This is a genomic window from Sphingomonas degradans (assembly GCF_053502645.1).
Genome location: NZ_CP177172.1, coordinates 2,641,501 through 2,666,004 on the forward strand (window position 1 = coordinate 2,641,501; position 24,504 = coordinate 2,666,004).

At 67.0% G+C, this 24,504-nt stretch carries 23 protein-coding genes; 13 read left to right on the forward strand and 10 right to left on the reverse strand.

What is annotated here, in order from left to right; genetic code table 11:
• Positions 1-75 precede the first annotated feature (75 nt).
• A complete protein-coding gene (locus ACG3SL_RS11985; protein ID WP_448661367.1) occupies positions 76-2,751 on the forward strand; it encodes a glycoside hydrolase family 3 C-terminal domain-containing protein in 2,676 nt (891 codons plus the stop codon).
• 48 nt (positions 2,752-2,799) lie between these two features.
• Here ACG3SL_RS11985 and ACG3SL_RS11990 read toward each other — a convergent pair whose 3' ends face one another.
• A complete protein-coding gene (locus ACG3SL_RS11990) occupies positions 2,800-3,216 on the reverse strand; it encodes a flagellar assembly protein FliX (protein ID WP_448661368.1) in 417 nt (138 codons plus the stop codon).
• An 84-nt stretch (positions 3,217-3,300) separates the two neighbouring features.
• On the opposite strand from ACG3SL_RS11990, the gene ACG3SL_RS11995 reads away from it, so the two are divergent.
• The 4 genes from ACG3SL_RS11995 (at position 3,301) to ACG3SL_RS12010 (ending at position 5,762) form a co-directional block, all read left to right on the forward strand.
• The gene (locus ACG3SL_RS11995) at positions 3,301-4,404 is read left to right on the forward strand and encodes a flagellar basal body P-ring protein FlgI (RefSeq protein ID WP_448661369.1); all 1,104 of its coding nucleotides are present in this window, start codon (positions 3,301-3,303) and stop codon (positions 4,402-4,404) included.
• Positions 4,404-4,694 (forward strand): rod-binding protein, encoded by a 291-nt coding sequence (locus ACG3SL_RS12000; RefSeq protein ID WP_448665119.1) that lies wholly within the window; start codon positions 4,404-4,406, stop codon positions 4,692-4,694. The genes ACG3SL_RS11995 and ACG3SL_RS12000 overlap by 1 nt, the downstream gene beginning before the upstream one ends.
• Positions 4,694-5,116 (forward strand): flagellar protein FlgN, encoded by a 423-nt coding sequence (locus ACG3SL_RS12005; protein WP_448661370.1) that lies wholly within the window; start codon positions 4,694-4,696, stop codon positions 5,114-5,116. Before ACG3SL_RS12000 ends, ACG3SL_RS12005 begins: the two co-directional genes overlap by 1 nt.
• A 169-nt stretch (positions 5,117-5,285) precedes the next feature.
• Positions 5,286-5,762: a nuclear transport factor 2 family protein gene (locus ACG3SL_RS12010; protein ID WP_448661372.1), complete on the forward strand. Its 477-nt coding sequence runs from the start codon at positions 5,286-5,288 to the stop codon at positions 5,760-5,762.
• Positions 5,763-6,077: 315 nt separating this feature from the next.
• On the opposite strand, the gene ACG3SL_RS12015 is transcribed toward ACG3SL_RS12010, so the two are convergent.
• Together ACG3SL_RS12015 and ACG3SL_RS12020 are read right to left on the reverse strand one after the other, a co-directional pair.
• A complete protein-coding gene (locus tag ACG3SL_RS12015; protein ID WP_448661373.1) occupies positions 6,078-6,491 on the reverse strand; it encodes a flagellar basal body protein in 414 nt (137 codons plus the stop codon).
• A gap of 3 nt (positions 6,492-6,494) precedes the next feature.
• Positions 6,495-9,278, reverse strand: a complete 2,784-nt coding sequence (locus tag ACG3SL_RS12020) for a hypothetical protein (protein WP_448665120.1) — start codon at positions 9,276-9,278, stop codon at positions 6,495-6,497.
• Positions 9,279-9,370: 92 nt separating this feature from the next.
• Here ACG3SL_RS12020 and ACG3SL_RS12025 point away from each other — a divergent pair, with 92 nt between their 5' ends.
• From ACG3SL_RS12025 to ACG3SL_RS12060, 8 genes are all read left to right on the forward strand, one after another.
• Positions 9,371-10,405, forward strand: a complete 1,035-nt coding sequence (locus tag ACG3SL_RS12025; RefSeq protein ID WP_448661374.1) for a flagellar motor switch protein FliG — start codon at positions 9,371-9,373, stop codon at positions 10,403-10,405.
• A 16-nt stretch (positions 10,406-10,421) separates the two neighbouring features.
• On the forward strand, positions 10,422-11,066 hold the full coding sequence (locus tag ACG3SL_RS12030) for a FliH/SctL family protein (RefSeq protein ID WP_448661375.1): 645 nt from the start codon (positions 10,422-10,424) through the stop codon (positions 11,064-11,066).
• Between the two features lie 359 nt (positions 11,067-11,425).
• The gene (gene fliF, locus ACG3SL_RS12035; RefSeq protein WP_448661376.1) at positions 11,426-13,033 is read left to right on the forward strand and encodes a flagellar basal-body MS-ring/collar protein FliF; all 1,608 of its coding nucleotides are present in this window, start codon (positions 11,426-11,428) and stop codon (positions 13,031-13,033) included.
• An 11-nt stretch (positions 13,034-13,044) separates the two neighbouring features.
• Positions 13,045-13,395: a flagellar motor switch protein FliN gene (fliN, locus tag ACG3SL_RS12040; RefSeq protein WP_448661377.1), complete on the forward strand. Its 351-nt coding sequence runs from the start codon at positions 13,045-13,047 to the stop codon at positions 13,393-13,395.
• Positions 13,395-14,726 carry a sigma-54-dependent transcriptional regulator gene (locus ACG3SL_RS12045; protein WP_448661378.1) on the forward strand — a complete coding sequence of 444 codons (1,332 nt, stop codon included), beginning with the start codon at positions 13,395-13,397 and terminating at the stop codon, positions 14,724-14,726. The genes fliN and ACG3SL_RS12045 overlap by 1 nt, the downstream gene beginning before the upstream one ends.
• Before the next feature lie 3 nt (positions 14,727-14,729).
• Complete coding sequence (flhA, locus tag ACG3SL_RS12050) at positions 14,730-16,811, forward strand: flagellar biosynthesis protein FlhA (protein WP_448661379.1); 2,082 nt, start codon at positions 14,730-14,732, stop codon at positions 16,809-16,811.
• Positions 16,812-16,885: 74 nt separating this feature from the next.
• A complete protein-coding gene (locus ACG3SL_RS12055; protein WP_448661380.1) occupies positions 16,886-18,475 on the forward strand; it encodes a flagellar hook-length control protein FliK in 1,590 nt (529 codons plus the stop codon).
• 9 nt (positions 18,476-18,484) lie between these two features.
• A complete protein-coding gene (locus tag ACG3SL_RS12060) occupies positions 18,485-19,144 on the forward strand; it encodes a flagellar hook assembly protein FlgD (RefSeq protein WP_448661381.1) in 660 nt (219 codons plus the stop codon).
• 404 nt (positions 19,145-19,548) lie between these two features.
• Here the strand turns inward: ACG3SL_RS12060 and ACG3SL_RS12065 are convergent, their stop codons facing one another.
• The 7 genes from ACG3SL_RS12065 to ACG3SL_RS12095 all read right to left on the reverse strand — a co-directional run bounded on the left by ACG3SL_RS12065 (position 19,549) and on the right by ACG3SL_RS12095 (position 24,429).
• Positions 19,549-19,767 (reverse strand): hypothetical protein, encoded by a 219-nt coding sequence (locus tag ACG3SL_RS12065; protein WP_448661382.1) that lies wholly within the window; start codon positions 19,765-19,767, stop codon positions 19,549-19,551.
• A gap of 236 nt (positions 19,768-20,003) precedes the next feature.
• Positions 20,004-20,405, reverse strand: coding sequence for a hypothetical protein (locus ACG3SL_RS12070; protein ID WP_448661383.1), 402 nt, complete (start codon positions 20,403-20,405; stop codon positions 20,004-20,006).
• A gap of 167 nt (positions 20,406-20,572) precedes the next feature.
• Positions 20,573-21,430, reverse strand: a complete 858-nt coding sequence (locus tag ACG3SL_RS12075) for a flagellin (RefSeq protein ID WP_448661384.1) — start codon at positions 21,428-21,430, stop codon at positions 20,573-20,575.
• 267 nt (positions 21,431-21,697) lie between these two features.
• Positions 21,698-22,441: a flagellar basal body L-ring protein FlgH gene (gene flgH / locus ACG3SL_RS12080; RefSeq protein ID WP_448661385.1), complete on the reverse strand. Its 744-nt coding sequence runs from the start codon at positions 22,439-22,441 to the stop codon at positions 21,698-21,700.
• An 11-nt stretch (positions 22,442-22,452) separates the two neighbouring features.
• Positions 22,453-22,881 (reverse strand): flagellar basal body P-ring formation chaperone FlgA, encoded by a 429-nt coding sequence (gene flgA, locus ACG3SL_RS12085; RefSeq protein ID WP_448661386.1) that lies wholly within the window; start codon positions 22,879-22,881, stop codon positions 22,453-22,455.
• Positions 22,881-23,663, reverse strand: coding sequence for a flagellar basal-body rod protein FlgG (flgG, locus tag ACG3SL_RS12090; protein ID WP_448661387.1), 783 nt, complete (start codon positions 23,661-23,663; stop codon positions 22,881-22,883). The genes flgA and flgG overlap by 1 nt, the downstream gene beginning before the upstream one ends.
• Positions 23,664-23,688: 25 nt before the next feature.
• A complete protein-coding gene (locus ACG3SL_RS12095; protein WP_448661388.1) occupies positions 23,689-24,429 on the reverse strand; it encodes a flagellar hook-basal body complex protein in 741 nt (246 codons plus the stop codon).
• Positions 24,430-24,504: the final 75 nt, after the last annotated feature.

Sequence of the window (24,504 nt, forward strand, 5' to 3'; positions counted from 1 at the left end):
TTTTTGCGCGCGGAGCACGAAAGCCCTTCCCCGTTTCACAGAATCCTATATCCTATCGGAAAAAGGGAGAGGGATATGCGAAGGGCTTTGGTCATCGCCGGCTTGCTGGCGACGAGTGCGTGCGTGAATCACGGGGGAACGGTCGCGATGGCGCCCCAGGCGGCTCCGCCGGTGGCGCCGCCAGCGCCGCAAAATGCGGAAAAGCTGCCCTTCCGCGATCCCAATCTGCCGATCGAAGCGCGCGTCGACGACCTGATCGGCCGCCTCACGCTAGAGGAAAAGATGTCGCAGCTGGTCAACCAGGCCCGCGCCATCCCCCGGCTGGGCATCGCCGAATATAACTGGTGGAGCGAGGCGCTGCACGGCGTGGTGTCGCAGGGCGTGACTGTCTTCCCCGAACCGATCGGCCTTGCCGCCACCTTCGATCCCGCGCTGATCCAGACGATGGGCGAAGCGATCGGCACCGAGGGGCGGATCAAGTGGAACCAGGTCGAGCGCGCTGGCGGCACGCACCGCATCATGCAGGGGCTGACCTTCTGGTCGCCCAACATCAACATCTTCCGCGATCCACGCTGGGGCCGCGGGCAGGAAACCTATGGCGAGGACCCGTTCCTCACCGGCAAGCTGGGCGTCGCGTTCGTGCGCGGGATGCAGGGCGACGATCCCCACCGCTACCGCGTCTCCGCCACCGCCAAACACTATGCCGTGCACAGCGGCCCCGAGCCGGGGCGCCACAGCGACAACATTCCGATCGGCGCGCACGATCTGGAGGACACCTATCTTCCCGCCTTCCGCGAACTGGTGGTCAGCGGCAAGGTCGAGTCCGTGATGTGCGCGTACAATGCCGTCAACGGCGAGCCCGCCTGCGCCAACACGCTGCTGCTCAAGGATCGGCTGCGCGACGCCTGGGGATTCAAGGGGCACGTCGTCGCCGATTGTGACTCGATCGCCGATATCGAGCGCGGGCACCATTATACGAAGACCTTTGCCGAGGCTGCCGCCGTGTCGATGAAGCTCGGCGTCGACAATGACTGCACCGAATATGGCCGCGCGCCCGGCGCGACATCGGACTATGATCGCTATCGCGAGGCCGTGCAGCAGGGATTGCTGCCGATGGCGGCGGTCGATCAGTCGCTACGCCGGCTGTTCACGGTGCGGATGCGGCTGGGCATGTTCGATCCGCCGGGCTCGCATCCCTATGACACGCTGCCCGACGCGATGCTCAATTCGGACGCGCACCGCGCGCTGGCGCTCAAGACCGCGCGCCAATCCATGGTGCTGCTCAAGAATAACGGACTGCTGCCGCTCGCCCCGGCCAAGGTGAAGCGCGTCGCGGTGGTCGGCCCGCTGGCGGACCAGACCGAAGTGCTGCTCGGCAATTATCACGGCCAGCCGCTGCGCACGATCTCGGCGCTCGACGGCATCCGGGCGGAATATCCGGGGGCGGAAATCGTTTTCGAGCCGGGCACCGACTTCCTCCGCCTCGCCGAGCCGGTGCCGCCCACGGCGCTGTTCACGCCGGACGGACAGCCGGGGCTGAAGGCCGAATATTGGCGAAATGGCGATTTTTCGGGCGCCCCTGCCCTCACCCGGATCGACGCGAAGGTCGCGTTCGACCGCAACACGCCGCCCGCGATCACCGACTCCCCCGTCGTCTCCGCCCGCTGGACCGGGTTCGTCACGGCGCCGGCCGACGGCAGCTACAAGATCGGGATCGACGGGCGCGCGGCCAAGCTGTGGATCGACGGCAAGCTCGTCGCCGACAATAGCGGCGCGCAGCAACGCGGCGCCAATCTGGTCGAGATGGCGTTCCGAAAGGGCGAACGCCACGCCGTCCGCATCGAACAATCGCCCAGCCGCTTCCCGCCGCGCTTCGTCTGGAACGAAATCCGCGCCGACGCGCTCGCCCGCGCCGTGGCCGCTGCCCGCAACGCCGATGTCGTGATCGCGGTAGTCGGCATCACCTCCGCGCTGGAGGGTGAGGAAATGACGGTCAACATCCCCGGATTCGAGGGGGGCGACCGCACCAGCCTGGACCTGCCCGCGCCCGAAGAGGCACTGCTCAAGGCCGTCAAGGCCACCGGCAAGCCGCTCGCGGTGGTGCTGATGAACGGATCGGCGCTGTCGGTGAACTGGGCCGCTGCGAATGCCGATGCGATCGTCGAGGCCTGGTATCCGGGGCAAGAGGGCGGCACCGCGATCGCGCAGACGCTGTCGGGGGCGAACAATCCCTCGGGCCGGCTGCCGGTGACCTTCTATACCGGCGTCGATCAGCTGCCGCCGTTCCGCGATTATGCGATGACGGGGCGCACCTACCGCTATTTCACCGGCAAGCCGCTGTATCCGTTCGGCTATGGGCTCAGCTACACGCGGTTCGGCTATAGTGCGGTCGGCCTGTCGCGCGCGCAGATCCGCGCGGGCGAGGCGCTGGGCGTCGATGTCGACGTGCGCAACGAGGGCAAGGTCGCGGGCGACGAAGTGGTGCAGCTCTATCTGCACTTCCCCGATGCGCCGGGCACGCCGGTGCGCGCGCTGCGCGGCATCGCCCGCGTCTCGCTGGCGCCCGGCGAGCGCCGCGCGGTGCATTTCGAACTCGACCCGCGCGACCTGTCGAGCGTCTCCGCCGACGGCAAGCGGCTGGTCCGCGCGGGCCGCTATCGGCTGAGCGTCGGCGGTGGCCAGCCGGGCACAGTTGCGCCCACGGTCGCCGCCGACTTCACGATCGAGGGAGAACGCGCGCTGCCGCTCTAGGCTAGAGGCAGGCCGCCCGCGCGGGGTTCATGCCAATGAACCCCGAAATTACGCTTCGACGTCGAACTTCGCCAGTTCGACGCGAACGCGCAGGTCGATATCCTTGAGGATCGACGCGAGCACAGGATTGTCCGGTGTCTCGAGCGATTGCGACCATTCGGCGACTTCGCGGAGCCGCTCGACGCTGGGCGTGCCCGCGACCAGTTCCTTGTGCAGCCGATCGAGCGCGTCGATGCCGCGTTCGGCGGCTGCCGCCTGTTTGCGCCGCCGCTCGACGCCCGGATCGCCGACGGCCAGCGCCACCAGCATCTCCACCGTCGGCATCGGCGGCGCGCCGGGCCCGGAAACCGGGTGATTGGCGAGCGCGCGGGGATCGATGTCCGTGCGGGGAAAGCTCGGCACACCTTTGGGCAACGCAGCAAGCAGGCTGCGGGCCAGAATGGGTGAGAGACCTTCGATACGCACGATTTACTGTCCTCTGCGGAGCACCGCGCCCCACCTTTATCCTATAAGAAACTTACTGCGGTTTTTCCACTTTCCAGAGGGTTTATGCAGCGCCTCGCCGCCCTGATTTTTCTGCTCCTTGGCCTTGGCGCCGTCGCACCCGTTGCGGCCGCGCAAACGCGTATCAAGGACATCGTCGATGTCGAGAATGTCCGCGAGAACCAGCTCGTCGGCTATGGCCTGGTCGTGGGCCTCGCGGGCACCGGCGATCGCATGCGCAACGCGCCCTTCACCGAGGAATCGATGCAGGCGATGCTGGAGCGGATGGGCGTCAACATCCGCGGCACCCAGATGCGGACCCAGAATGTCGCCGCCGTCTCGATCACCGCGACGATGCCGCCCTTTGCCCGTTCGGGCTCGAGGATCGACGTGCAGGTCGCGGCGCTGGGCGATGCCTCCAGCCTCCAGGGCGGGACGCTGATCGCGTCGTCGCTGCGCGCGCTGGACGGCGAGATCTATGCTGTCGCACAGGGCAATGTCGCCGTGTCCGGCTTCAAGGGCCAGGGCGCCGCTGCCAGCGTCAGCCGGGGCGTAACCACTTCGGCGCGCATTGCCGGCGGTGCGATCATCGAGCGCGAGGTTCCCTATGCGCTCAAGACCGCGACCAGCCTCAAGCTCGCGCTCAAGAACCCCGATTTCGCCACCGCCGCGCGCATCGCCGCCGCGATCAACGGCAAGTTCCCCGGCAGCGCCGAAGTGCTCGACCCCTCCACGGTCGAAGTCGCCCCCGGCGCGCGCTTCGTCGGCGACGTCATCGCGCTGGTGACGCAAGTGGGCGACCTGCAGATCCGCGTCGATCAGCCGGCCCGCGTCGTCATCAACGAGGCATCGGGGACAGTCGTGATGAACAACGACGTCAAGATCACCCCGGTCGCCATCGCCCAGGGCGGGCTGACCATCACCGTGACCGAGGCGCCGCAGGTGTCGCAGCCCGCGCCGCTTTCCAACGGCCAGACCACCGTGGTGCCCCGCACCCAGGTGCAGGTGGACGACGGCAACGGCGCGTCGCTGGCCCGGATCGAGGGCGAATCGCTGCAATCGCTGGTCAGCGGGCTGAACACGCTGGGCGTCTCGCCGCGCGACCTGATTACCATACTCCAGGCCGTGAAGAGCGCCGGCGCGCTCCAGGCCGATATCGAGGTGCAATGATGCAGGAACTCCGCGCAACCACGCCCAACCCGGCCGCGCCCGCCCAGCCCAAGGTGGACAAGAAGAACGCCGAGACGGCGCAGAGCTTCGAAGGCGTGTTCCTGGGCCAGATCACGCAGTTGCTGCTGGAAAGCGTGCCGCAGGACGACACGTTCGGCGGCGGGCATGGCGAGGAAATGTTCCGCGGCGTGCTCGCGGAAAAACTGGGCACCGAAATGGCAAAGCGCGGCGGCATAGGCCTGGCGCCGGCGGTGCTCGATCAGATCATCAAGCTTCAACAGGGGAAGTAATGACCGCGCACCTCATCGACGCCATGGTTTCGCTCACGTCCTTGATGGAGGAAGAGAGCGGAAAGCTGGCCCAAAACGGCTATGTCCCCGATTTGTCGGAGATCGCCAACGCCAAGCTGCGCCTGACCGGGCGGATCGAGGCCGAGGTCGCCCGGCTGAAACGCAGTTCCGAAGACTGGATGGTCGCGCTGGACGCCGACACGCGGGCACGGCTTGCCGATGCCAGCCGCGACCTGCGCGACGCGTGCACCGTCAACAAGGAAATCCTGTCGCGCCAGATCGAACTGTCGGTCGACATGATGGCCGCGATCGCCGCCGAGGCCCAGCGCCTGACCGGCAGCCGCAGCAGCACCTATGGCGCGTGCGGCGGCCTGGGCGGCATGGACTCCCCTGCCCCGATCTCGATCAACACCCGGCTGTAAAAGGCCGCGCATCGAAACGCGAACGGCGTCGCTCCCGGTGGGGGCGGCGCCGTTTTGTTGTTGGGGCGTCCTGGCCCGTCGATCCGCAGAGATTGCAATCGCAGCGCCACGCCGCTAACTGTGTTATTCAACCAACACAGCCGCGCAGCCGTGGCCGAGGAGAATGGACATGGTGCCGATCATCGCCGTTGCAGCCGCGCTGGTTGCGGCACCCGCGCCCGGGCAGGCCGATCCCCTGACGAGCGAGATCGCTGCGCTCGATGCCAAGGTGTTCGATGCCTATAACCGGTGCGACATCCCGGCCTTTTCGGGCTATTTCGACCCGAAGGTCGCCTTTTACCACGACGCCGGCGGTGCGACGTTCGATCGCGATCCGATGGTCGACGGGGTGCGCAACTATATCTGCGGCAAGGTGCGGCGCGAGCTGATCCGCACGTCGTTCAAGGTCTATCCGGTCAAGGATTACGGCGCGATCGAGGAAGGCGAGCATCGCTTCTGCGAGCTGGCGACCGGGCGCTGCGAGGGGATCGCGAAGTTCGTGATGGTCTGGGCGAAACAGGACGGCGCATGGCGCATCACCACGGTCCTGAGCTATGGCCATCGCCCGGCGACGCCCGACGAACAGCGCGCGGCAACCGAGCGATAAAGCAGAGCGCGCAGACCGGCCTTCACTCCTCCCCCGGAGGGGGAGGGGGACCGGCGAAGCCGGTGGAGGGGTAATCTCGGCGGGCGAGTATGCCGAAGTGGCGGACAGCGGCTGCCAAGTCCGACAGGAGTATTCTCGCGTACTTTCGGACCAGTGCCCTGATATAAGTACCCTTTTTCGGGCAGTGGAGCATGCGGAGACTACCCCTCCACCAGCCTCCGGCTGGTCCCCCTCCCCCTCCGGGGGAGGAATGCGCAGGCGCCACCGCGCGCCACCAATATCGGACCTCCCCTCCAGGTCCGCCCTGCCCTAGCCTCAGCCCCCGCCGCCGCGGCCGATCGCGGTCTTCATCATCTGCATCTGCTTGCGGTACAGGTTGGTCATCGCCGAGAAATCGGCCTGGATCGAACCCATTTTGAGCAGCTGGTCTTCCAGCGTGACGTTGTTGCCGTCGGGCTTGGTCTCGGTGATATTCTTGTCGAGCACCACGCCCGATCCCACCGGCTGTACCGCACCCAGATTCTTCATCGCGGCGGTCAGCTCGACGCGGGGCTTGGCCACCATGCCGCTGCCGCCGACCAGCGCGGCGAAATTGGGTTCGGACACGTCGCGTGCCTTGAATCCCGGCGTTTCGCTGTTGGCGATGTTCTGCGCCACCACGCGCTGCCGCTCGGAGAGGTTCTGCATCCGCTCGCGAATGCCGGCCAACAGGGGAAGGGTTGTCGTCATGGCTCAGAATCCCAAAAGGCTGCCGTTACTCGACGTGTTGCTGTTGAGGCGGTTGAGCGCCGCCTGGTAATTGGCGAGCTGCGCCGTTTCGCGCGCCGTCGATTGCTTGCCGGTGGCGGTGTTCTTGACACCGTCGACCAGCTTCGCCTTGCCATCGTCCCACAACAGCGAGCGATAGGCAGTCTGGGTCATCGACAGCGCCTCCTCCACTTTCTTCATCGCCAGCTTGGCGCCGTCGGCGGTGGTGAGGTTGAGCCCATCGGTCAGGCTCAGCCCGAAATCGCCGCCCGGCCGCACCTTGGGCGCGCGGCTCGACAGCGTGGTGGGCGACTGGATGCGCTGTGGCTCGATACCCAGCTTGGCCAGTGCATCGCTGCCGTCCGGGCCGGCGATGAATTCGAACGAATGCCCCGCCTTGGTATCGATGCGCAGCGAGCGCGCCTCGCCGATCTTGGGCGTGGTCACCGTCGCCTTGCTGTTGACCGCGACGCCGCGAATGCGCTCGGCCAGCGTCGTCAGCGTATCGTCGGCGCTGATCGTGATCTTGCGCACGGCGCCGCCATCGACTCGGATCGAGAAACTGTCGCCGGGGCGCAGCGCGGTCTGGCTGGTCAGCTTGTCGGTGGTCTCGGGGTTGATCGTGCCACGGGCAAAGCCCAGCGACGAGATGGCGTTGGCGCCGCCCTTGTTCGCGGTGATCCGCACCGGCTCGGTCCGCAGTGCCGACGCGCCGAACTGGTTCACATTGGCGACCGCGCCGGTCGCGGCATCGAGCCGCGCGACAAAGCCGTCGGTCGCGCCCTTGCGCGGTGCGCCCATCTCGCCCGTGGTGCGCCCGCCGGCGTAGAGATCGCCGTTGAGGAAGGTCAGCGAATCGACCTGGTCGTCCGCCGACGAGCCCAGATAGGTGACGCTGGCGCTCGACAGGTTGGAATCGATCCGCGCGACAAAGCCGTCGCGGCCACCGCTGATCCCGTTTACCTGTGTGCCCGACATCGCGGTGTTGGTCGCTCCGCCGATCGCGATCGTGCCGTCGGGGCCCACTGCGATGGCGCGCGCATCGGCGGTGCCCAGCGAGATGCTGCCCAGTTCGGACGACAGCGCGCTGCCGCTCAGCTTGCGCACCTGCGCCTCGCCGTTCGACGCCATCAGCGCCAGGACATTGCCGTCCCCGTCCACCGCCAGGCCGTTGATCGTGTCGCTGCCGGCGCCCACCAGCGTCTGGCGTTCCGCGATCTTGCCGGTGGAATCGATCCGCGCGACGAACGCGTCGCCGCCGCCGGTTGCCGTGCGGCCGCCGACATAGATCGAGCCGTCGGCCCCCACCGCCACCGCCTTTGCCGTGTCGGCGCCGGTCGAACGGATCACGGTGGCGAACTTCTCGTCGCCCTCGGCATCATATTTGGCGACCAGCATGTCGCCATCGGTGGTGGTGGTATCGAACTTGCCATTGACGGTGCCCGCCACGACGATGCTGCCATCCGCGCCCAGCGACACGGCGGCGCCCGTCGAAGAGCCGGCGGCGCCCAGGCTGCGCTGCCAGACGACCTTGCCTTCGCCGTCCAGCTTGGTGAGGAACAGATTGTCATCGCCGTCCGAACGATTGGCGCCCAGATCGCCCTTGGTCGTGCCGACGACATAGCTGTTGCCCTGCGCATCGGTGACGAGCGCGGCGGCGTCGGTCGAGGCATAGACATTGCTGGTCTTGGTCGTCTCGACCTTGACCTTGCCGTCGGCGTCGGTCTTTGCCGTGGTCAGCGTGGTGGTCTTGCCCAGCAGCGTCGCCTGCTCGGTCGCCTGCCGATCGAGCGCCGACAGGTTCGCCATCGTCTTGCGCGTCTGGTCGCCCGCCGGATCGTCGATACGGAACACGCTGGTCGCGGTGGGCGCGTCGAGCGCTGTCTGGCCGCTGGCGACGACCAGCGAGTCCTTTGCCCCCACCTGGTCCAGCGTGATCCGCTCGATCCCGCTGGGATTGGATATCTTGAAGCCCCATTTGTCGCCGGTCTTCTCGGCCGAGAAACGCGCGAGCCAGCGGGGCGTGGTGTTGCCTTCGGCGTCCAGCCGCACCGTGCCGTCCGCGTTCTTGGCCGGGATGCCCGCGATCGCCGCATTGACCATGTCGGTCATCGAATCGATCGTGGGCGGCTGCGGCCCCTTCGACAGGTCGACGTTGATCGTGTCGGTCGCGCCCGGCTTGGTCAGCGTGATCGTGAAGACTTCATTGCCGGTCAGGCCGGGCAGCGCGTCGGTGCGGGTCTTCACCAACCCCGCACTTTTCAGCGTATATTGCTCGGGGTCGGAAATCTCGACCGTCTTGGTGCTGCGGGTCGGCTGGCCAAAGGCCAGGTTCACGACATCGGTTTTGGCGGAGCCAAGATAAGTCTGGAGATCGGCAAGGCCCTTGGCGAACGTCGTCTGCAACTGGGCGCGCTGCGCCGCGGACGTCGTCTTGGCCGATGCCGTCTCCGCCAGCACCCGAAGCCGGTCGAGTGCCTTGTACGTGGTGAAGGTGGTCTGGACGTCGTCGGTGAGCAGGTCGGTCCCTGTCCCGGCCTTGTCGATGATGGTCTTGAGCGCCTTGACTGCCGCAACCTGCGCCGAAACCGGGGTCGAGGTCTTCGGCTCCTTCCACGGCGGAGTCACGGTTTCCTTGGCAGTGAACAGGGCCTTTGCCGCCCGTACAGCCTTGGATTCATACGCAATCGCCGTTGTGGCGCTGTTCGCCACATTGCTCCCGGTCAACAGGCTGAGCCCCGCAAGACTGTTCGACAAATTAACTGCCATCGTCACCGCCCTTTTCCCTCGTGCTCCTATAATAGAGGCAATCGTGACACCGCCCTCGTGCGGGCGCGCATTTTTCGAGATTGGGGATCCGAATGAGCCAGATGGCACCCATTGCCGAGCCGCCCGAGCTGAAGAAATACTCCGGCCCCCAGCGCGCAGCCGCGCTGATGCTGGCGCTGGGCAAGGAACATGGCGCCGCGATCTGGGACCAGCTTTCGACCGACGAGATCAAGGAACTGTCCTCGACCATCGCCGGGCTCGGCCGCGTCCCGTCCGAAGTGGTCGAGCATCTGCTGGTCCAGTTCACGTCCGAAGTGTCGAGCATGGCCTCGCTCCATGGCAGCTACGAGACGACCGAGCGCCTGCTCGCCGGCATCCTGCCGGGCGAGAAGGTCAAGGACATCATGGAGGACATCCGTGGCCCGTCCGGCCGGACGATGTGGGACAAGCTGTCCAACGTCAGCGAATCCGTGCTCGCGGGCGCGCTGCGCCACGAATATCCCCAGACGGTGGCGGTCATCCTGTCCAAGCTGCGTTCGGACCATGCGGCGCGCGTCCTGTCCGAGCTGCCGCGCGACTTCTCCGTCGACGTCATCATGCGGATGCTGCGCATGGACACCGTGCAGAAGGACGTCATCAACCAGGTCGAACAGACGCTGAAGAGCGAATTCATGACCAACCTGTCGCGCTCGAACAAGCGCGATCCGCACGAATCGATGGCCGAACTGTTCAACTCGCTCGATCGTTCGACCGAAGAGGCGATGCTGACCGCGCTCGACGTCCGCGCCCCCGAGAGCGCAGAGCGCATCCGCGCGCTGATGTTCACGTTCGAGGATCTGTCGAACCTGCTGCCGGCCGCCATCGCGGTGATCGTGCGCAATGCCGACAAGCGAGAAATGGCGCTGGCGCTCAAGGGCGCACCGGAAAAGCTGAAACAGCTGTTCTTCGGCGCGATGACCGAGCGTGCATCGAAGCTGATGCGCGAGGATATGGCGGGCATGGGCCCCGTGCGTGCACGCGATTGCGAGGAAGCGCAGTCCGCGCTGGTGCGCCTCGCCAAGGTTCTGGCCGACCGCGGCGAAATCATGCTGGTCGATCCCAAGGCCGACGATGCGATGATCATTTGAGGAAGGCAGTTCCACGATGAGCCTGCACACTGTTCAGCGTTTTGCATTCGATCGCATCTTCAGCGCGCCCGGGGCCGATATCCCGCGCGCCGAGGAAGTGCTGGAAGTCGGCGCCCTGCGCGCCGAGATCGCCGCGTTGAAGGCTGAGCATGGCTCGCAGCTGGCGCTTGCCCGCGCGCAGGGATTCGAAGCCGGACTGGCCCAGGCCCGCGCCGAGCGCGACGTGGCATTGCTGAGCGCGGTGGATGCGCTCCAGGCCGGGATCGAGATGCTCGACGAGCGTTTCGGCGAAGTCACCGATCGCGTGACGGGCGATGCCGCGCAGATCGCGCTGGCCGCCGCCGACGTGATCGCCGGTCGTGCGCTCCAGACCGCGCCCGACGACGCGATCGACCAGGCGATCGGACGCGTGCTCGGCCAGGTCGCGCGCGGCACCGAGCTGGAAATCCGCGTGCACCCCGACCTGATCGACGCGATCGAGGCGCGCATCGCCGATCGCCAGTCGCGTGACCGGCGCAAATTGTCGCTGGCCGTGGTGGGCGACGTCACGCTCGCCCCCGGCGATGCGATGATCGGCTGGGAACAGGGCGGCCTCTCGCTCGACGCCGCCGCCCGCCGCGAAGCCATCGCCGCCGAGCTGGAAAGCCTGCTCAAGCGCTGACGTGTCGCGCTTGGGAAAGTCGCGCCCGACCCGCCCGGTAACGCCAGCAATCGCATTCAGGAAATCCGTGTCATCCTGACGAAAGTCAGGATCCATTCGCCGCTCCGCCCGCGTTTTTGGCGCAGCGGAGCGACAATGGATCCCGGCCTTCGCCGGGATGACGGCGTTCAGGGCTGCCCCATTGCCGTGCGGTGGTACTGTCTTGCGAGCGGGCATTCGTAAAATGAACCGGCGGACCCAAGCGCGCAGCGCAAACTAGGCAAAAAATTCCCACCCGGCACAAACTGCCGCTCGACCCCCTCCTATAAAGAAACGGAGAGGGGACATTTCCGTCCCCGGCACCACGCGACGGGGCGGCCTTGGAAGCGATCAAAAAATTTGCCGAGCAACTGGGGCCCCGGCGGCTGATGTTGATGGGGGGCGTCGCGTTCGCGCTGCTCGCCGCTCTGGCGTTCGTCGCGACGCGCGGTTCGGACCCGTCCATGGGATTCCTCTACACCGATCTCGATCCGTCCGCCGCGGCGACGATCACCGAAAAGCTCAAGGCGCAGAACGTCGAATACACGCTTTCCGCCGACGGCACCTCGATCATGGCGCCGCAGGAAAAGCTGGCCGAGCTGCGCATGGGCATGGCCGGCGAAAAGCTGGGCGGCAAGATCGGCTATGAAGTGCTGGACGAGGAACAGCCCTTCGGCGTTTCCGCCAGCCGCGCCAAGCTGAACGAGACCCGCGCGGTCGAAGGCGAACTCGCCAAATCGGTGCAGACCATCCAGAATGTCAGCGCCGCGCGCGTCCACATCGTGATGCCCGAACGTGCGATGTTCGCCACCGATGCGCGCAAGGCGACCGCCGCCGTCACCGTCAAGACCAAGGGCCGGCTGTCGTCGGAATCGATCGCGTCGATCCGCTATCTCGTCGCCTCCTCGGTCCCTGAGCTTTCGCCCGACGCCGTCTCGGTCATCGACCAGAGCGGCGCGTTGCTGGCCCGCGCCGGCGACCCCGGCACCGCGAGCGCCGGCGATGCCGATGAGCGGCAACAGGCGGTCGAGGCCAAGCTGCGCGCCGAAGTCGAATCGCTGCTCGAACCGATCGTCGGCCAGGGCAAGGTCCGCGCCGAGGTTTCCGCCCAGATCGACCGCGACCAGACGCGCGAGGAATCGAACACCTTCGATCCCGACAAGCAGGTCATCTCGCGCCAGGTCAGCGTCGAAAGCGGCGACCAGAACCGCGAGACCGATGCCGCCCCCACCACCACCTCGGTCGCCAACCAGCTGCCCGACGCACAGGGCCAGGCGCCCGGCACCGGGCCGAGCAAGCAGACCTCCAGCAACCAGACGTCCGAAGACACCACCTATGACAACAGCTCGACCAAGACGGTGACGCTGCGCGCGCCGGGCAAGGTCACGCGGCTGTCGGTCGCGGTGATGATCGATGGCGGCGAAAAGGGCCTGCCCCAGCCGCAGATGCAGCGGCTCCAGCGCCTCGTCGAGAACGCCGTCGGCGCCGATACCGAGCGCGGCGACAGCGTGGTGGTGGAAAGCATGCAGTTTTCGGCGGGCGATGCGCTGGCCGACAACGAAAGCGGCCTGTTGTCGCTGCTGTCGATGGATCGGGTCTGGGGTCTGCTCCAGCTGATCGTGATCGGCATCGTCGGGCTGATCGCGCTGCGGATGCTGAAGCCCAAGGTGCTGGCCCCCGATCCCGCACTGGCCGACGCCGCCGCGCTGGCCAGCCACAACGCCGAACGGCTCGCGCTGGCCGAGCGCGCGGCGGATGGCGATGCCGAAGCGGCCCAGCAGCTCGAGGCGATGAACGCCGCCGAGCCCCACGCGCTGCTCGACCAGGAAATCGCCCTCGCCCAGGTCGACGGACGCATCAAACTTTCCGCGCTCAAGCGCATCGGTGACGCGATCAACGCGAGCCCGCCCGAAGCGGCCTCGGTGATCCGTCAGTGGATGAACACATAGGAACTGAGACCATGACGATCGATCCCCATGACATCATTCCGTCCGACGCCGCAGAACAGCCCGCACCGCTGTTCGAGGATTTCGAAATCAACACGGGCGGCGATGGCCAGCCCGTCGGCTCCGAGGGGCTGGAAGCGGTGCACGACGTGCCGGTCAAGGTGCAGGCCGTGCTCGGCCGCGCCCGGATGCCGGTCGGCGAGCTGCTCCACCTTTCCGCAGGCGCGGTGGTCGAGCTGGACCGCAAGGTCGGCGAGCCGGTCGACATCTTCGTCAACGATCGCCTGATCGCGCGCGGCGAAGTCGTCCTGATCGACAACGCGCTGGGCGTCACCCTGACCGAGATCGTGCGGGCGGAACGTTGATGCCGGTCATTCGCATGCTCCTGGTCGGCGCGCCCGGCACCGAATTTCGGCGCGCCGCCGAAATGGCGCGACAGGCCGGCGCCGACGTCGCCATGGCGGATTCGCCGGGCGACGCGCTGGTCCTGCTGCGCGAAACCGGCGCCGATCTGGTGATGATCGACGTCGAGGCCGATGTTGCCGGATTCATGGCCAGCATCCGCGCCGAGCGCTTTCCCATTCCCGTGCTGGCGTGCGGGATCGATGCCTCGGCCGAACGGGCCGTGGCGGCGATCCGCGCCGGTGCGCGCGATTACGTGCCCCTGCCCCCGCAACGCGATCTGATCGCCGCCGCCATCGCATCGGTGGTCGAGCGGCGCCGGCCCGAGACGATCGGGGACAACCCCGCTTTGTCGCGCGCGCTGGCGCTCGCCGCCGCGGTCGCGACCAGCGGCGCGCCGGTGCTCGTCACGGGCGAGAAGGGCAGCGGCAAGGAGACCATGGCGCGCACGATCCATGACGGATCGGGGCGCGGGCCGACGATGCTGGTGGTCGAATGCGCCGGCGTCGCGGCGGAAATCATCGATTCCGAGCTGTTCGGGCACGAAGAAGGCGCCTTTGCCGGCGCCGTCGCCCGCCGCATCGGTCGCCTTGAAAAGGTCGGCACCGGCACCATCCTGCTGCGCGAAGTGGGCGCGCTCGCCGCCTCCACCCAGGCACGGCTGTTGTCGGCGTTGCAGGAACAGCAGTTCCGCCGCGTCGGCGGCAGCGACACAGTGCCGTTCCGCGCGCGGCTGATCGCGACGACCAGCCTCGATCTCGACGCGGCCGTGGAAAGCGGCGTCTTTCGCGCCGATTTGCTCCAGCGGCTGGGGCTGGTGCGCGTCGCGGTGCCCGCACTGCGTGCGCGCGGCGACGACGCCGCCCGCCTCGCCCGCCACTTCGCCGAACGGCTTGCCGAAAGCGATGGGGTGCAGCCGCGTCCGTTCAGCGACGAAGCGCTGGCGCTGGTCACCCGCTATGGCTGGCCCGGCAACATCCGCGAGCTGGAGGAATGCGTCCAGCGCGCGCTGCTGTTGTCCAGCGGCACGCGGATCGAACCGGGCGACCTGGTCCGGTCGGACGGCAGCCGCCTGATCGACCTGGAGGCGACCGAGCCGCACCGGTTCCAGGTGCAGGGGCTGGTCGGCCACACGGTCGAGGAAGTCGAACGCGAACTGATCCTGCAGACGCTGGAGCGGTGCCACGGCAACCGCACTTCGGCGTCGCACATATTGGGGATTTCGGTGCGGACCATGCGCAACAAGCTCAGAACCTTTATCGAAGCCGGGATTCCGGTTTCGCCGGCGCTGTAGAAAATGCCTCCCGCCCTCAACGCCCTGTTCGCTCGCATGGGGTTCAGCCGCGATCTCGCGCTGGGCTTCGGCGTCATCGCGATCATCGCCATGCTCATCCTGCCGATGCCCGGCTGGATGCTCGACATGGGACTGGCGCTGTCGATCACCATTTCGGTGCTGATCCTGATGACCGCGCTGTTCATCGAAAAGCCGCTGGAACTCAGCGCCTTTCCGACGATCCTGCTGGTCGCGACGATGCTGCGGCTGGGCCTGAACCTCGCCTCCACGCGCCTGATCCTCAGCCACGGGCACGAGGGCCCCGACGCTGCCGGCGGCGTGATCGGCGCGTTCGGCGAATTCCTGATGGGCGGCGAGACGATCATCGGTCTGACGATCTTCATCATCCTGGTCGTCATCAACTTCGTCGTCATCACCAAGGGCGCGGGCCGCATCGCCGAAGTCGCCGCGCGCTTCAGCCTGGATTCGATGCCCGGCAAGCAGATGGCGATCGACGCCGACCTGTCCGCCGGGATGATCGACGAAAACACCGCCAAGGAACGCCGCGCCGAAGTGGAGGCCGAAAGCGGCTTCTACGGCGCGATGGACGGTGCGTCCAAATTCGTGAAGGGCGATGCCGTCGCAGGCCTGCTCATCACCGCGATCAACATCGTCGTCGGGCTGGCGATCGGCGTCATCTCGCACGGCGTGCCCGTGGGCGAGGCGTTCCGCACCTATACCGTGCTGACCGCCGGCGACGGGCTGGTCAGCCAGATCCCGGCGCTGATCGTCTCGACCGCCGCCGGCCTGCTGGTGTCGAAGGGCGGGATCAAGGGCAAGACCGGCACCGCGCTGGGCGACCAGCTGGGCCGTTATCCCAAGGCATTCGGCATGGTCGCCGTGCTGATGGGCGCGCTGGCGCTGATGCCCGGCCTGCCCTTCATCCCCTTTGCGGCCTTTGCCGGGCTGTCGGGCTTTGCGGCATGGAAGATGTCGAAGCGCGCCGATGCCAGGGCAGCGCTGGACAAGGCGATCACCGCCCGAGACGAGGCACAGGCCGCGATCGTCGAACAGCCGATTTCCGCCACGCTGGCGATCGACGCGGTCCGCATCGAGATCGGCTATGCGCTGCTGCCGATGATCAACGACGATACGCGCGAACCGCGGCTCGACGACCAGGTCCGCGCGCTGCGCCGCCAGATGGCGACCGATTTCGGCTTCGTCCTCCCCTCGGTCCGGATCATCGACAATATGGGCCTCAAGCCCAACGAATATGTCATCACGATCAAGGAGACCGAAGCGGCACGCGGCGAGATCCGCCTCGACAAGCTGCTGCTCATCAATCCCGGCGGCGGGCCCGTGGGCCTGCCGGGCGAGAACACGCGCGAGCCGGTGTTCGGCCTCCCCGCGCTGTGGATCGACCGCGAACTGCGCGACGAAGCGGGCTTTCGCGGGCTGACCGTGGTCGATTGCGGCACGATCATCACCACGCACCTGACCGAGCTGGTCAAGGACAACATCGCCGACTTGCTGTCGTACACCGAGACGCAGAAGCTGCTGATGGAAGTCCACCGCGACGCCGAAAAGCTGGTGGCGGACATCATCCCGTCCAAGGTCTCGATCTCCAGCGTCCAGCGCATCCTGCAAAACCTGCTGGGCGAGGGCATTTCGATCCGCGACATCCCGACGATCCTGGAAGGCATCGCCGAAGCCGCGCCGCTGACCGCGAACCTGACCCAGATGACCGAGCATGTCCGCGCCCGCCTGGCCCGCCAGATCAGCGCGACGCAGGTGCGCGGCGATGCCATTCCGGTCGTTACCCTCTCACCCGAATGGGACCAGGCGTTCGCCGATTCGATCCTGGGCAGCGGCGACGATCGCCAGCTCGCGATGGCCCCGTCCTCGCTCCAGCGCTTCATCGCGTCGGTCCGCGAGACCTATGACCGGCTGGCGGCGGACGGCGAAATCCCGTGCCTGCTCACCAGCCCGTCGATCCGCCCGTTCGTCCGCTCGATCATCGAACGGGTGCGCCCGGCCACCGTCGTGCTGTCGCAGAACGAAATCCACGCCCGCGCCCGCATCCGCGCGCTGGGCACGATCGGCTGAGTGAAACACCGCCGCTCCCGTACTTGTCCTATAATGACGTAACGGGCCGTTCGCGGCCAGCAAGAGGCGCCTGGATGAACATCCTTCCTTTCGGAACGACTTCGGGTAACGGCGTTGCCCTGCCCGCTCCCGGCACTGCCATGAGCAGCGGCTTTGCCCAGCTTCTGGGGACCGCCTTGGGCGATGGCGTCGGCGCCGGGTTGCAGCTCCCGCTGGTCCAGAAGCTCGACGTATCGGTGCAGCCCGCCCCGCTGCTGCCCCAGGCGAATGGCCTGATCGCGAGCACCGCCGGCACCGGCATCGCCCCCGGCCCGCTCGCTGCGTTTCAGGCGCCGAACGCGCTGTCGCAGCTGGTGGCGACGGCTGCCCGGCTGCCCGATTCCGCGCCTGCGCCCGACCTGACGGGGATGACTCCCACCGCGCCCGTACCAGAGGCAGCGATCGCCCCCGCCCCGGCTGCGATCGCACAGCCCGTGCCGGCGGTGACGCCTGCGCCAGCCGATAGCGAAATCCCCGCGCCTGCAGTCGCCCAGGTTCCGGCGCACGCGGTGTCGCCGGCCACGCCTGCGCTGCCCGATGCCGATGCCGCCGCCCCAGTGCCCGCGCAGGTCCCCGTCGCGACGGCCAAGCCCGCCGCCACCAAGCCCGTACCGGCCAGCCCCGTTGCGCCGCAACCGGCGGCGCCCCTCGCCACCGATGCCCCCGTGGCGGAGGCGCCCGTACCCGCCGACACCGCAGGCGCGCCGGAAATGCCCGCCACGGCAACGCCGGACGAAGCGGCATCCGACGCCGGCACCGACTCCGCCGCACCGGCAGAGGCACAGCCTGTGCCAATCGCCACCGAAACCCCGGTCGCGACCCCCACGCCCCAGCCCGTTCCGGTCCAGTCCGCCGCGACGCCCGATGCCCCCCGCACGGCACCGGCAGAAACGCGGACCACCGCGCAAGCCACGCGCAAGTCCGGCCCCGCCGGTCGCGCGACCAGCATCGGTGATGCTGCGAACAGCGTCGCTACCCATGCAGGCCCCGCGCCGTCGCGCACCGCAACCGGATCGCCCGTCGCTTCGGTCGCCAGCACCGATTCGGGCAAGGGTGAGGATATGGCCACGGCGTCGCACGACGCAGCACCACGCTTCACGCTTCCGGACAGCGGCACCGCCCCCGCGCCCGCCTTCCATGCCGCCGCCCAGCGCCCCGCCGTCGCTGCCACGACTCCGCTGCCCGTCGCCGAGCCCCAGGTCAGCGCCCGTCCCGGCGCACTGGGCCAGGGGCTGGGCGTAGAGATTGCGCGCAAGGTGGAGGCCGGCGAATCCTCGCTGCGCGTCCGGATGAACCCGGCCGAGCTTGGCCGCGTCGAAGTGACGCTGTCGTTCGACGATGCCGGCAGCATGAAGGCGACGCTCCGCGCCGACAGCGCCCATGCGCTCGACCTGCTGCGCCAGGACCTGCCCGATCTCGCGCGCACGCTGGACCAGGCGGGCATCCGCACCGATGCCCAGAGCTTCCGCTTCGAAAGCCGCACCGGCGATGGCCAGTCCGGCCAGTCCAATCCGCAGCAGCAGCGCGGCGACGACCGGCGCCAGAACGCGGCGCAGGATGAGTCCGAAACCAACCCCGCCTATCGCGCCATCCGGGGCGATGGGCAGGTCGATCTTCTCGCATAGGAACCTGATATGACGACCGTCACCGGCACCACCGGCACGAGCCCGACCGGCGCGGATACCGCCGCCGGCACCAAGCTGAGCGCCGATTACAACATGTTCCTCAAGCTGCTGACCACGCAGATGCAGAACCAGGATCCGCTCAACCCCACCGACACCGCGCAATATACGCAGCAGCTCGTCCAGTTCTCGCAGGTCGAACAGTCGATCGAGCAGACCACGACGCTCAAGTCGATCCTGTCGAGCCTCGGCACGCAGAACCTGACCCAGGCATCGGCGCTGCTCGGCAAGAATGTCGAGACCAACAGCGCAACGGCAGGCCTTAGCGCTACCGCCCCCGCACAGTGGAGCTGGACCGCCGATCGCAGCGTCAAGACGCTGACCGCCACGATCACCAATTCGGCCGGCAAGGTCGTCGACACCCGCACGGTAGAGGCCGGCGCCGTCTCCGGCGGGCTCAGCTGGGACGGCAAGACCACCGATGGCAAGACGATGGAAGCCGGCGAGTACACGATCACGCTGAAGGGCACCGATGCCTCGGGCAACACCGTGCCGGCCAAGGCGCATGCGATCGGCAAGGTGGACGACGTCCAGCTCGCCAACGGCGTCATCACCGTATCGGTCAACGGCGTGAAGGTCCCCACGAGCAGCCTGGTCCGCGTCGGCGCGTGATCTCGTCGCGTTGAGCGCAACTCCTGCCACCCGCCCCGCCCCCCACTCGACCACCATCGCCTGATGGTATCCTTGGTGGTCGGGTGGGGAGGCGGGGCGGGTGGCGCATGGGTTCATGGCAATGAACCTTGGTATAACCAGCACCGATCCGTACGATCCCGTAGCGCACAAGATCGGAGCCTGGCTCCGCCACGGGGCATCCCCCGAGCGCTATAATGAAAGCAAGAGAGACGGGCGGACGTTCCGATCCCCTCTACGTACCGTTCGTCTCTCCCACCCCGCTTCGGCGGGGTTTTTTTTGCCCTCGCGACGGGGACCGCGTCGGCGCGCGCCGGGCAAAAAAAACGGCGGGCAAAATGCCCGCCGGTTCGTGATGCGATAGAGTCCGCCGTGCGGCGGGCGGTTCAGCCAAAGGCGACCGGCAGCATGTCGCCACGGGCACTGTCGGTCGCGACCGGCAGGTGGATCAGCTGCGCCGTCAGCGGGCTGATCGTCTCGCGCACCGTGAAGCTGTCCAGGCCGCATCCGGGGATCGCCGAGGGCGCCGTCAGCATGCTCAGGCACTCCGCCAGCTGCGGGTCCTCGCGCGGGCCGATCGTGTCCAGCACGTCAGCCAGCGTCATGCCCGGGGCACTGAGCGCGCGTTCAGCGGCGGCAGCCCAAAGGCGGGTCGCGTCCTCCACGGTAAGCGTCAGGGTAATGCTGAACCCTGCCGGGGGATTAGAGGAATTATGCCCAAATTCTCGTAACTTCATCACTCGAGACCCCCAGTGTCTGTCGCATCTGTGCTCTGGGGCCGAAATGCCCGAGGCAGTGTTTCTGGCGTAGTCAGGTCTTGCCCCTACGTAGTTTTCCCGAATCAGTGCACGCGGGCTTCGGCGCGCCTCGCAAGCTCGCGCGCATGGGCCGCGACGAGGCATAGTTCGGCGTACAATCTGTCCCAGAATGGGGCCGGAATCTCCAGTTTCGCATCGCCGGACTGGTTGAGCGACAGCGACGCGCTGGGCTCCAGCTCCAGGCGGAAACGCGTGCTGAACGTGCCGTCGACATGCTCGTCGGGAAGCGGGTGCGGCACCGACAGGCGGGCCGACATGATGTATCCCGACAGGATATCCACGCCATAGCCGTCCAGCAGCACGCGGGGCCGCCCGGTCAGGTCGGGACGCTCGATCACCACCAGCGCGCCGGAAGGATGCTCCTCCACGCTGACACGCAGGCGGCCGCCAAAGGCATCGGTAATTTCACGGATACGGGGGAACAAGCGACAACCTCCTGCTTTCCCATCATTATAGCGCGATCGACCCTTCCGCCGGACGGCGCCCGGCAAAAAGAGAATCGCTCCCGAAACGAGGGGACAAAAAAAGAGGCCGGGATGGTTTCCCATCCCGGCCTCCGTCTAGACCAGATCTTCCAGGGTTAAGATCGGTCTTAACGGAACAGCGAAGTGATCGTCTGCGGCGCCTGATTGGCGATCGACAGAGCCTGAACACCCAGCTGCTGCTTCACCTGCAGAGCCTGCAGCTTGGCAGATTCCTTCGCCAGGTCGGCGTCGACAAGGTTGCCGATGCCGGCCTCGATCACGTCGGACAGCTTGCTCGTGAAGGCCGACTGTGCGTCGATCTTGCGCGATGCTGCACCGAGCGTGCTCAGGCTGGTCTTGAGGTTGGTCTGCGTGGTCGTCAGCGTGTCCACCATCGTCTGCGCAGCGGTCTGGGTCGAGATGTCGCCGCTGGCGGCAACGGTCACGACCGAACCACCGAGCTGCAGACCCTGGTTGGCGACGCTCAGCGAATCCGGGTTCCAGGTCGTTGCCGACGAGGTGTCCGAATCCTTCAGCGACTGAAGCGCCGTAACCGAACCGCCCGAAGCCTTCAGCAGGTTCGTGCCGTTGAAGTCCGACGAGTTCACGATGGTCGTGATCTGGTCGCGCAGTGCCTTGAAGTCTTCGTTGTAGGCGCTGCGTGCTTCAGCGGTGATGCCCGCGTCGGCGGCCTGGGTGGCCTTGGCCTTCATCTGGTTGATGACGTCCGAGATCTGCTCGGCGCCGGCAACCGCGACATCGGTCACGCTCTTGGCGCGGCTCAGCGACGCGGAAACGGCCTTCAGGCCGCCCATGTCGCCGCGCAGGCCCTGCGCGATGGTGTACGATGCCGAATCGTCCTTGGTCGAAGCGACGCTCAGGCCCGTGTTGATACGGCTCTGAACCTGCGAGAGGCCCTTGCCGGTTTCGTTGAGGCTCTGAAGCGCAGCCATTGCGCCGACGTTGGTGTTGACGGAGAAAGCCATGATGATTTCCTTCTTGGATAATGAGCTGCTTCTGCGGCTCGAACCGGAGGCGCCGGTCCTCGGCAGGGCGCGCTAAATGCGCCTGCATCTCCATTGTGGGAAGAATTATAGGATGACCCAAATTTGCGAGCGATTTTTCATCGTTAGCGCCGTTTAACCGGGTTCAGGGGACCCTAAACTTCCTCAACATTTCCCACCGCCCACAACGAAGCGGGGCGCGCGGACTCCCGTCCGCACGCCCCGCCCCTGCACCAGCGATCGTGTCGTTCAGAAGGGGAACAGCGCGTCGTAGATCTGCTGGCCCCACCGCGCCTGCTGCGCCTCGGTCAGCTGGCCCTTGCCGCCATAGATGACGCGCGCTTCGGCGATCTGGCTGTGCTGGATCGAATTGTCGCGGGCGATGTCCTCGGGCCGGATGATGCCGGTCACGATCAGCTCGCGCATCTCGAAATTGACGCGCACTTCCTGCTTGCCGCGGATCATCATGTTGCCGTTGGGCAGCACCTGGGTGACGATCGCGGCCATCGTCATGCTGATCGTCTCCGAACGCACGGTGGTGCCGCCGCCGGCATATTTGGAGCCCGAATTGGTCTCCAGCACGCTCGACGCGCCGCTGCCGAGCAGCTTCTCCACCGGCTTGATGCCCAGCAGCCCGCCGATGCCCCCGGTTTCGGTCCCGCCGCGCGTCCGCGACGTGTTGTTGCCGATATCGGCCTTGTCCTGGATGTTGATCTTGATCGTCAGGATGTCGCCCAGCTTGGTCGCGCGCTGATCGCGAAAGAACGCGCCGGCGCCGGTGCGGAACAGCGACGCGCTGGGCGCCGCGGTCGGCGCGGTCAGCGCACGGTTGCCGCGATCGGCCGGCGCCGACAGCGACGCTTCCAGCTCGGGCGCGGCGACCGCGTCCATGCCCGACAGCTTGGGCGCCTTGCCCACCTGTTTCAGCCGCCCGACGGCGCCACAACCCGACAGGGTGGCGCACAGCGCCACCAGTACAACAGCCTTACGCATTGCAATTCTCCTCAGGGCGTGGCGATCCGGACCGTGCCGGAGCCTTCCACCGTTCCATCCAGCGTGCGGCTGGTGGCGTTCACCACGACGCGCACGGGGTCTCCGGCCGCGCCGCTACCCAGCGCGCGGCCCGATGCCGTTATCGACAAATTGCCGTGGACCAGCCGGATCGTCACCGGCTCGCCCCGCCGCACCAGTTGCGGGTGCACCACGTCGCTGCGCCGCACGATCGAGCCGGCGGCGAGCGTACGCACCGCCTCCATGCCGGCCGCCTCTTCGACGCGCAGCGCGCCGCGCGCCGCAGCGGCCGGGCGGGGCTCCATCGCGAAGTCGCCCGCTTCGATCCGCTCGCCCTTGGCCACCGCATGGTCGAGGATCGCGACCTGCACCGGCTCTTCAGGCGTGGCGCCCAACAGCGCCAGTGCAAGCAGCGCCAGCATCAGCGCAGCTGGCTGGTGGTTGCCAGCATCTCGTCTGCGGTCTTCACGACGCGGCTGTTCATTTCATAGGCGCGCTGCGCGGTGATGAGCGCGGTGATTTCGGACACCGCATTCACGTTCGACGCCTCGACAAAGCCCTGGCTCAGCGAACCGAAGCCCGGCTCGCCCGGCGCCGCCACGGTGGGCTGGCCCGATGCCGAGGTCTCCAGGAACAGGTTGCCGCCCTTTGCCTCCAGCCCGGCGTCGTTCATGAACGTCGCGAGTTCGAGCTGGCCGAGCACCTGGGGCTGCGGATTGCCGGCGATGGTCGCCTCGACCTGGCCGGTCTTGGAAATCGCGATGTCCACCGTGCCCTGCGGCACGGTGATGCCCGGCTGTACCTGATAGCCGTCGAGCGTCACGATCTCGCCCTGGTCCGAAAGCTGGAACGAACCGTCGCGCGTATAGGCCGTATCGCCCGAAGGCAGCGTGACCTGGAAATAGCCGCGCCCTTCGATCGCAACGTCATACTGGTTGCTGGTCTGGACGGTCGCGCCCTGTTCGTTGATGCGATAGACGCCGCCGGTCTTGACGCCGGCGCCGATCTGGATGCCCACCGGCGCCTTGCTTTCCGCGCCCGATGCGGCGCCCGCGCGCTGCACCTGCTGGTACAACAGGTCCTGGAATTCGGCGCGCTGGCGCTTGAACCCGGTGGTGTTCATGTTGGCGATGTTGTTCGAAATGACATCGACGTTGGTCTGCTGGGCAAGCATGCCCGTGCTGGCGATGGAAAGCGTACGCATGCGAGATTTTTCCCTTCGTTGAGGATCAGTTGACGCGACCCAGCTTGTCGATCGCCTGCTTGCGCATGTCGGACATGCTGTTCGCGAGGCTCTGGCTGGTCTGGTAGGCGCGGAGAATTTCGACCATGTCGGTCGTCTCCGTGATTGCGTTGACGTTCGATCCCTCGACGCCCCCGCTGACGAGCTTGGTGTCGGCGGCGGCAAGCTCGCGCCCGCCGGTGCCGCGCAGCAACCCGTCGCCGCGCGGATCGACGGCGCTCTCGTCGTCGAACACCGTCACGGCGATGCGGCCCAGCGGGCCCGCCACGCCGTTTACGGTGCCGTCGCGACCGATCGTCAGCTGCCCCGCCTCTTCGGGCGGGACGTTGATCGGCTTGCCCCCGGCGCCCAGGATGCGCTGTCCGCCCGAGGTGGCGAGATCGCCATTCTCGAGCACCTTGATAAAGCCCGCGCGGGTATAGGCGGTGCCGCCATCCGGCGCCTCGACGCTCAGATAGCCTGCGCCGTCGATCATCACGTCGAGCGGATTGCCCGTCTGCTGGAACGCGCCGGCCGCGGTGTCGTGCACTGCGCCGTAATCGAGCACATAGGATGTCTTCTTGGTCGGCTCGATGGCGGTGTCGCCCTGCTCGACATATTCGCGGAAAACCGGCTGCTCGCGCTTGAAGCCCACCGTGTTGATGTTGGCGAGATTGTTCGCCGCCACGTCGAGCCGGCGGCGCAACGCCTGTTCCTGGCTCAGCAATACGTAGGAAGAGATGTCCACCGGGACCAGTCCTTCAAAAATTGTCGCTAGGCAGAAATTGCCGGGTGACGATCCTATAATAGAGGAAAATGAGCC

Coding starts and splice junctions, on each gene's coding strand:
- flgH (WP_448661385.1), bottom strand. CDS start 22,441: ATGCGTAAGGCTGTTGTACTGGTGGCGCTGTGCGCCACCCTGTCGGGT.
- ACG3SL_RS12045 (WP_448661378.1), top strand. CDS start 13,395: ATGCCGGTCATTCGCATGCTCCTGGTCGGCGCGCCCGGCACCGAATTT.
- ACG3SL_RS12015 (WP_448661373.1), bottom strand. CDS start 6,491: ATGACGACAACCCTTCCCCTGTTGGCCGGCATTCGCGAGCGGATGCAG.
- ACG3SL_RS12005 (WP_448661370.1), top strand. CDS start 4,694: ATGACCGCGCACCTCATCGACGCCATGGTTTCGCTCACGTCCTTGATG.
- ACG3SL_RS12010 (WP_448661372.1), top strand. CDS start 5,286: ATGGTGCCGATCATCGCCGTTGCAGCCGCGCTGGTTGCGGCACCCGCG.
- ACG3SL_RS12020 (WP_448665120.1), bottom strand. CDS start 9,278: ATGGCAGTTAATTTGTCGAACAGTCTTGCGGGGCTCAGCCTGTTGACC.
- ACG3SL_RS12065 (WP_448661382.1), bottom strand. CDS start 19,767: ATGACGCTGGCTGACGTGCTGGACACGATCGGCCCGCGCGAGGACCCG.
- ACG3SL_RS12025 (WP_448661374.1), top strand. CDS start 9,371: ATGAGCCAGATGGCACCCATTGCCGAGCCGCCCGAGCTGAAGAAATAC.
- flhA (WP_448661379.1), top strand. CDS start 14,730: ATGCCTCCCGCCCTCAACGCCCTGTTCGCTCGCATGGGGTTCAGCCGC.
- ACG3SL_RS12000 (WP_448665119.1), top strand. CDS start 4,404: ATGCAGGAACTCCGCGCAACCACGCCCAACCCGGCCGCGCCCGCCCAG.
- ACG3SL_RS12075 (WP_448661384.1), bottom strand. CDS start 21,430: ATGGCTTTCTCCGTCAACACCAACGTCGGCGCAATGGCTGCGCTTCAG.
- ACG3SL_RS12030 (WP_448661375.1), top strand. CDS start 10,422: ATGAGCCTGCACACTGTTCAGCGTTTTGCATTCGATCGCATCTTCAGC.
- ACG3SL_RS12055 (WP_448661380.1), top strand. CDS start 16,886: ATGAACATCCTTCCTTTCGGAACGACTTCGGGTAACGGCGTTGCCCTG.
- flgA (WP_448661386.1), bottom strand. CDS start 22,881: ATGCTGGCGCTGCTTGCACTGGCGCTGTTGGGCGCCACGCCTGAAGAG.
- ACG3SL_RS11985 (WP_448661367.1), top strand. CDS start 76: ATGCGAAGGGCTTTGGTCATCGCCGGCTTGCTGGCGACGAGTGCGTGC.
- ACG3SL_RS11995 (WP_448661369.1), top strand. CDS start 3,301: ATGCAGCGCCTCGCCGCCCTGATTTTTCTGCTCCTTGGCCTTGGCGCC.
- fliN (WP_448661377.1), top strand. CDS start 13,045: ATGACGATCGATCCCCATGACATCATTCCGTCCGACGCCGCAGAACAG.
- flgG (WP_448661387.1), bottom strand. CDS start 23,663: ATGCGTACGCTTTCCATCGCCAGCACGGGCATGCTTGCCCAGCAGACC.
- ACG3SL_RS12060 (WP_448661381.1), top strand. CDS start 18,485: ATGACGACCGTCACCGGCACCACCGGCACGAGCCCGACCGGCGCGGAT.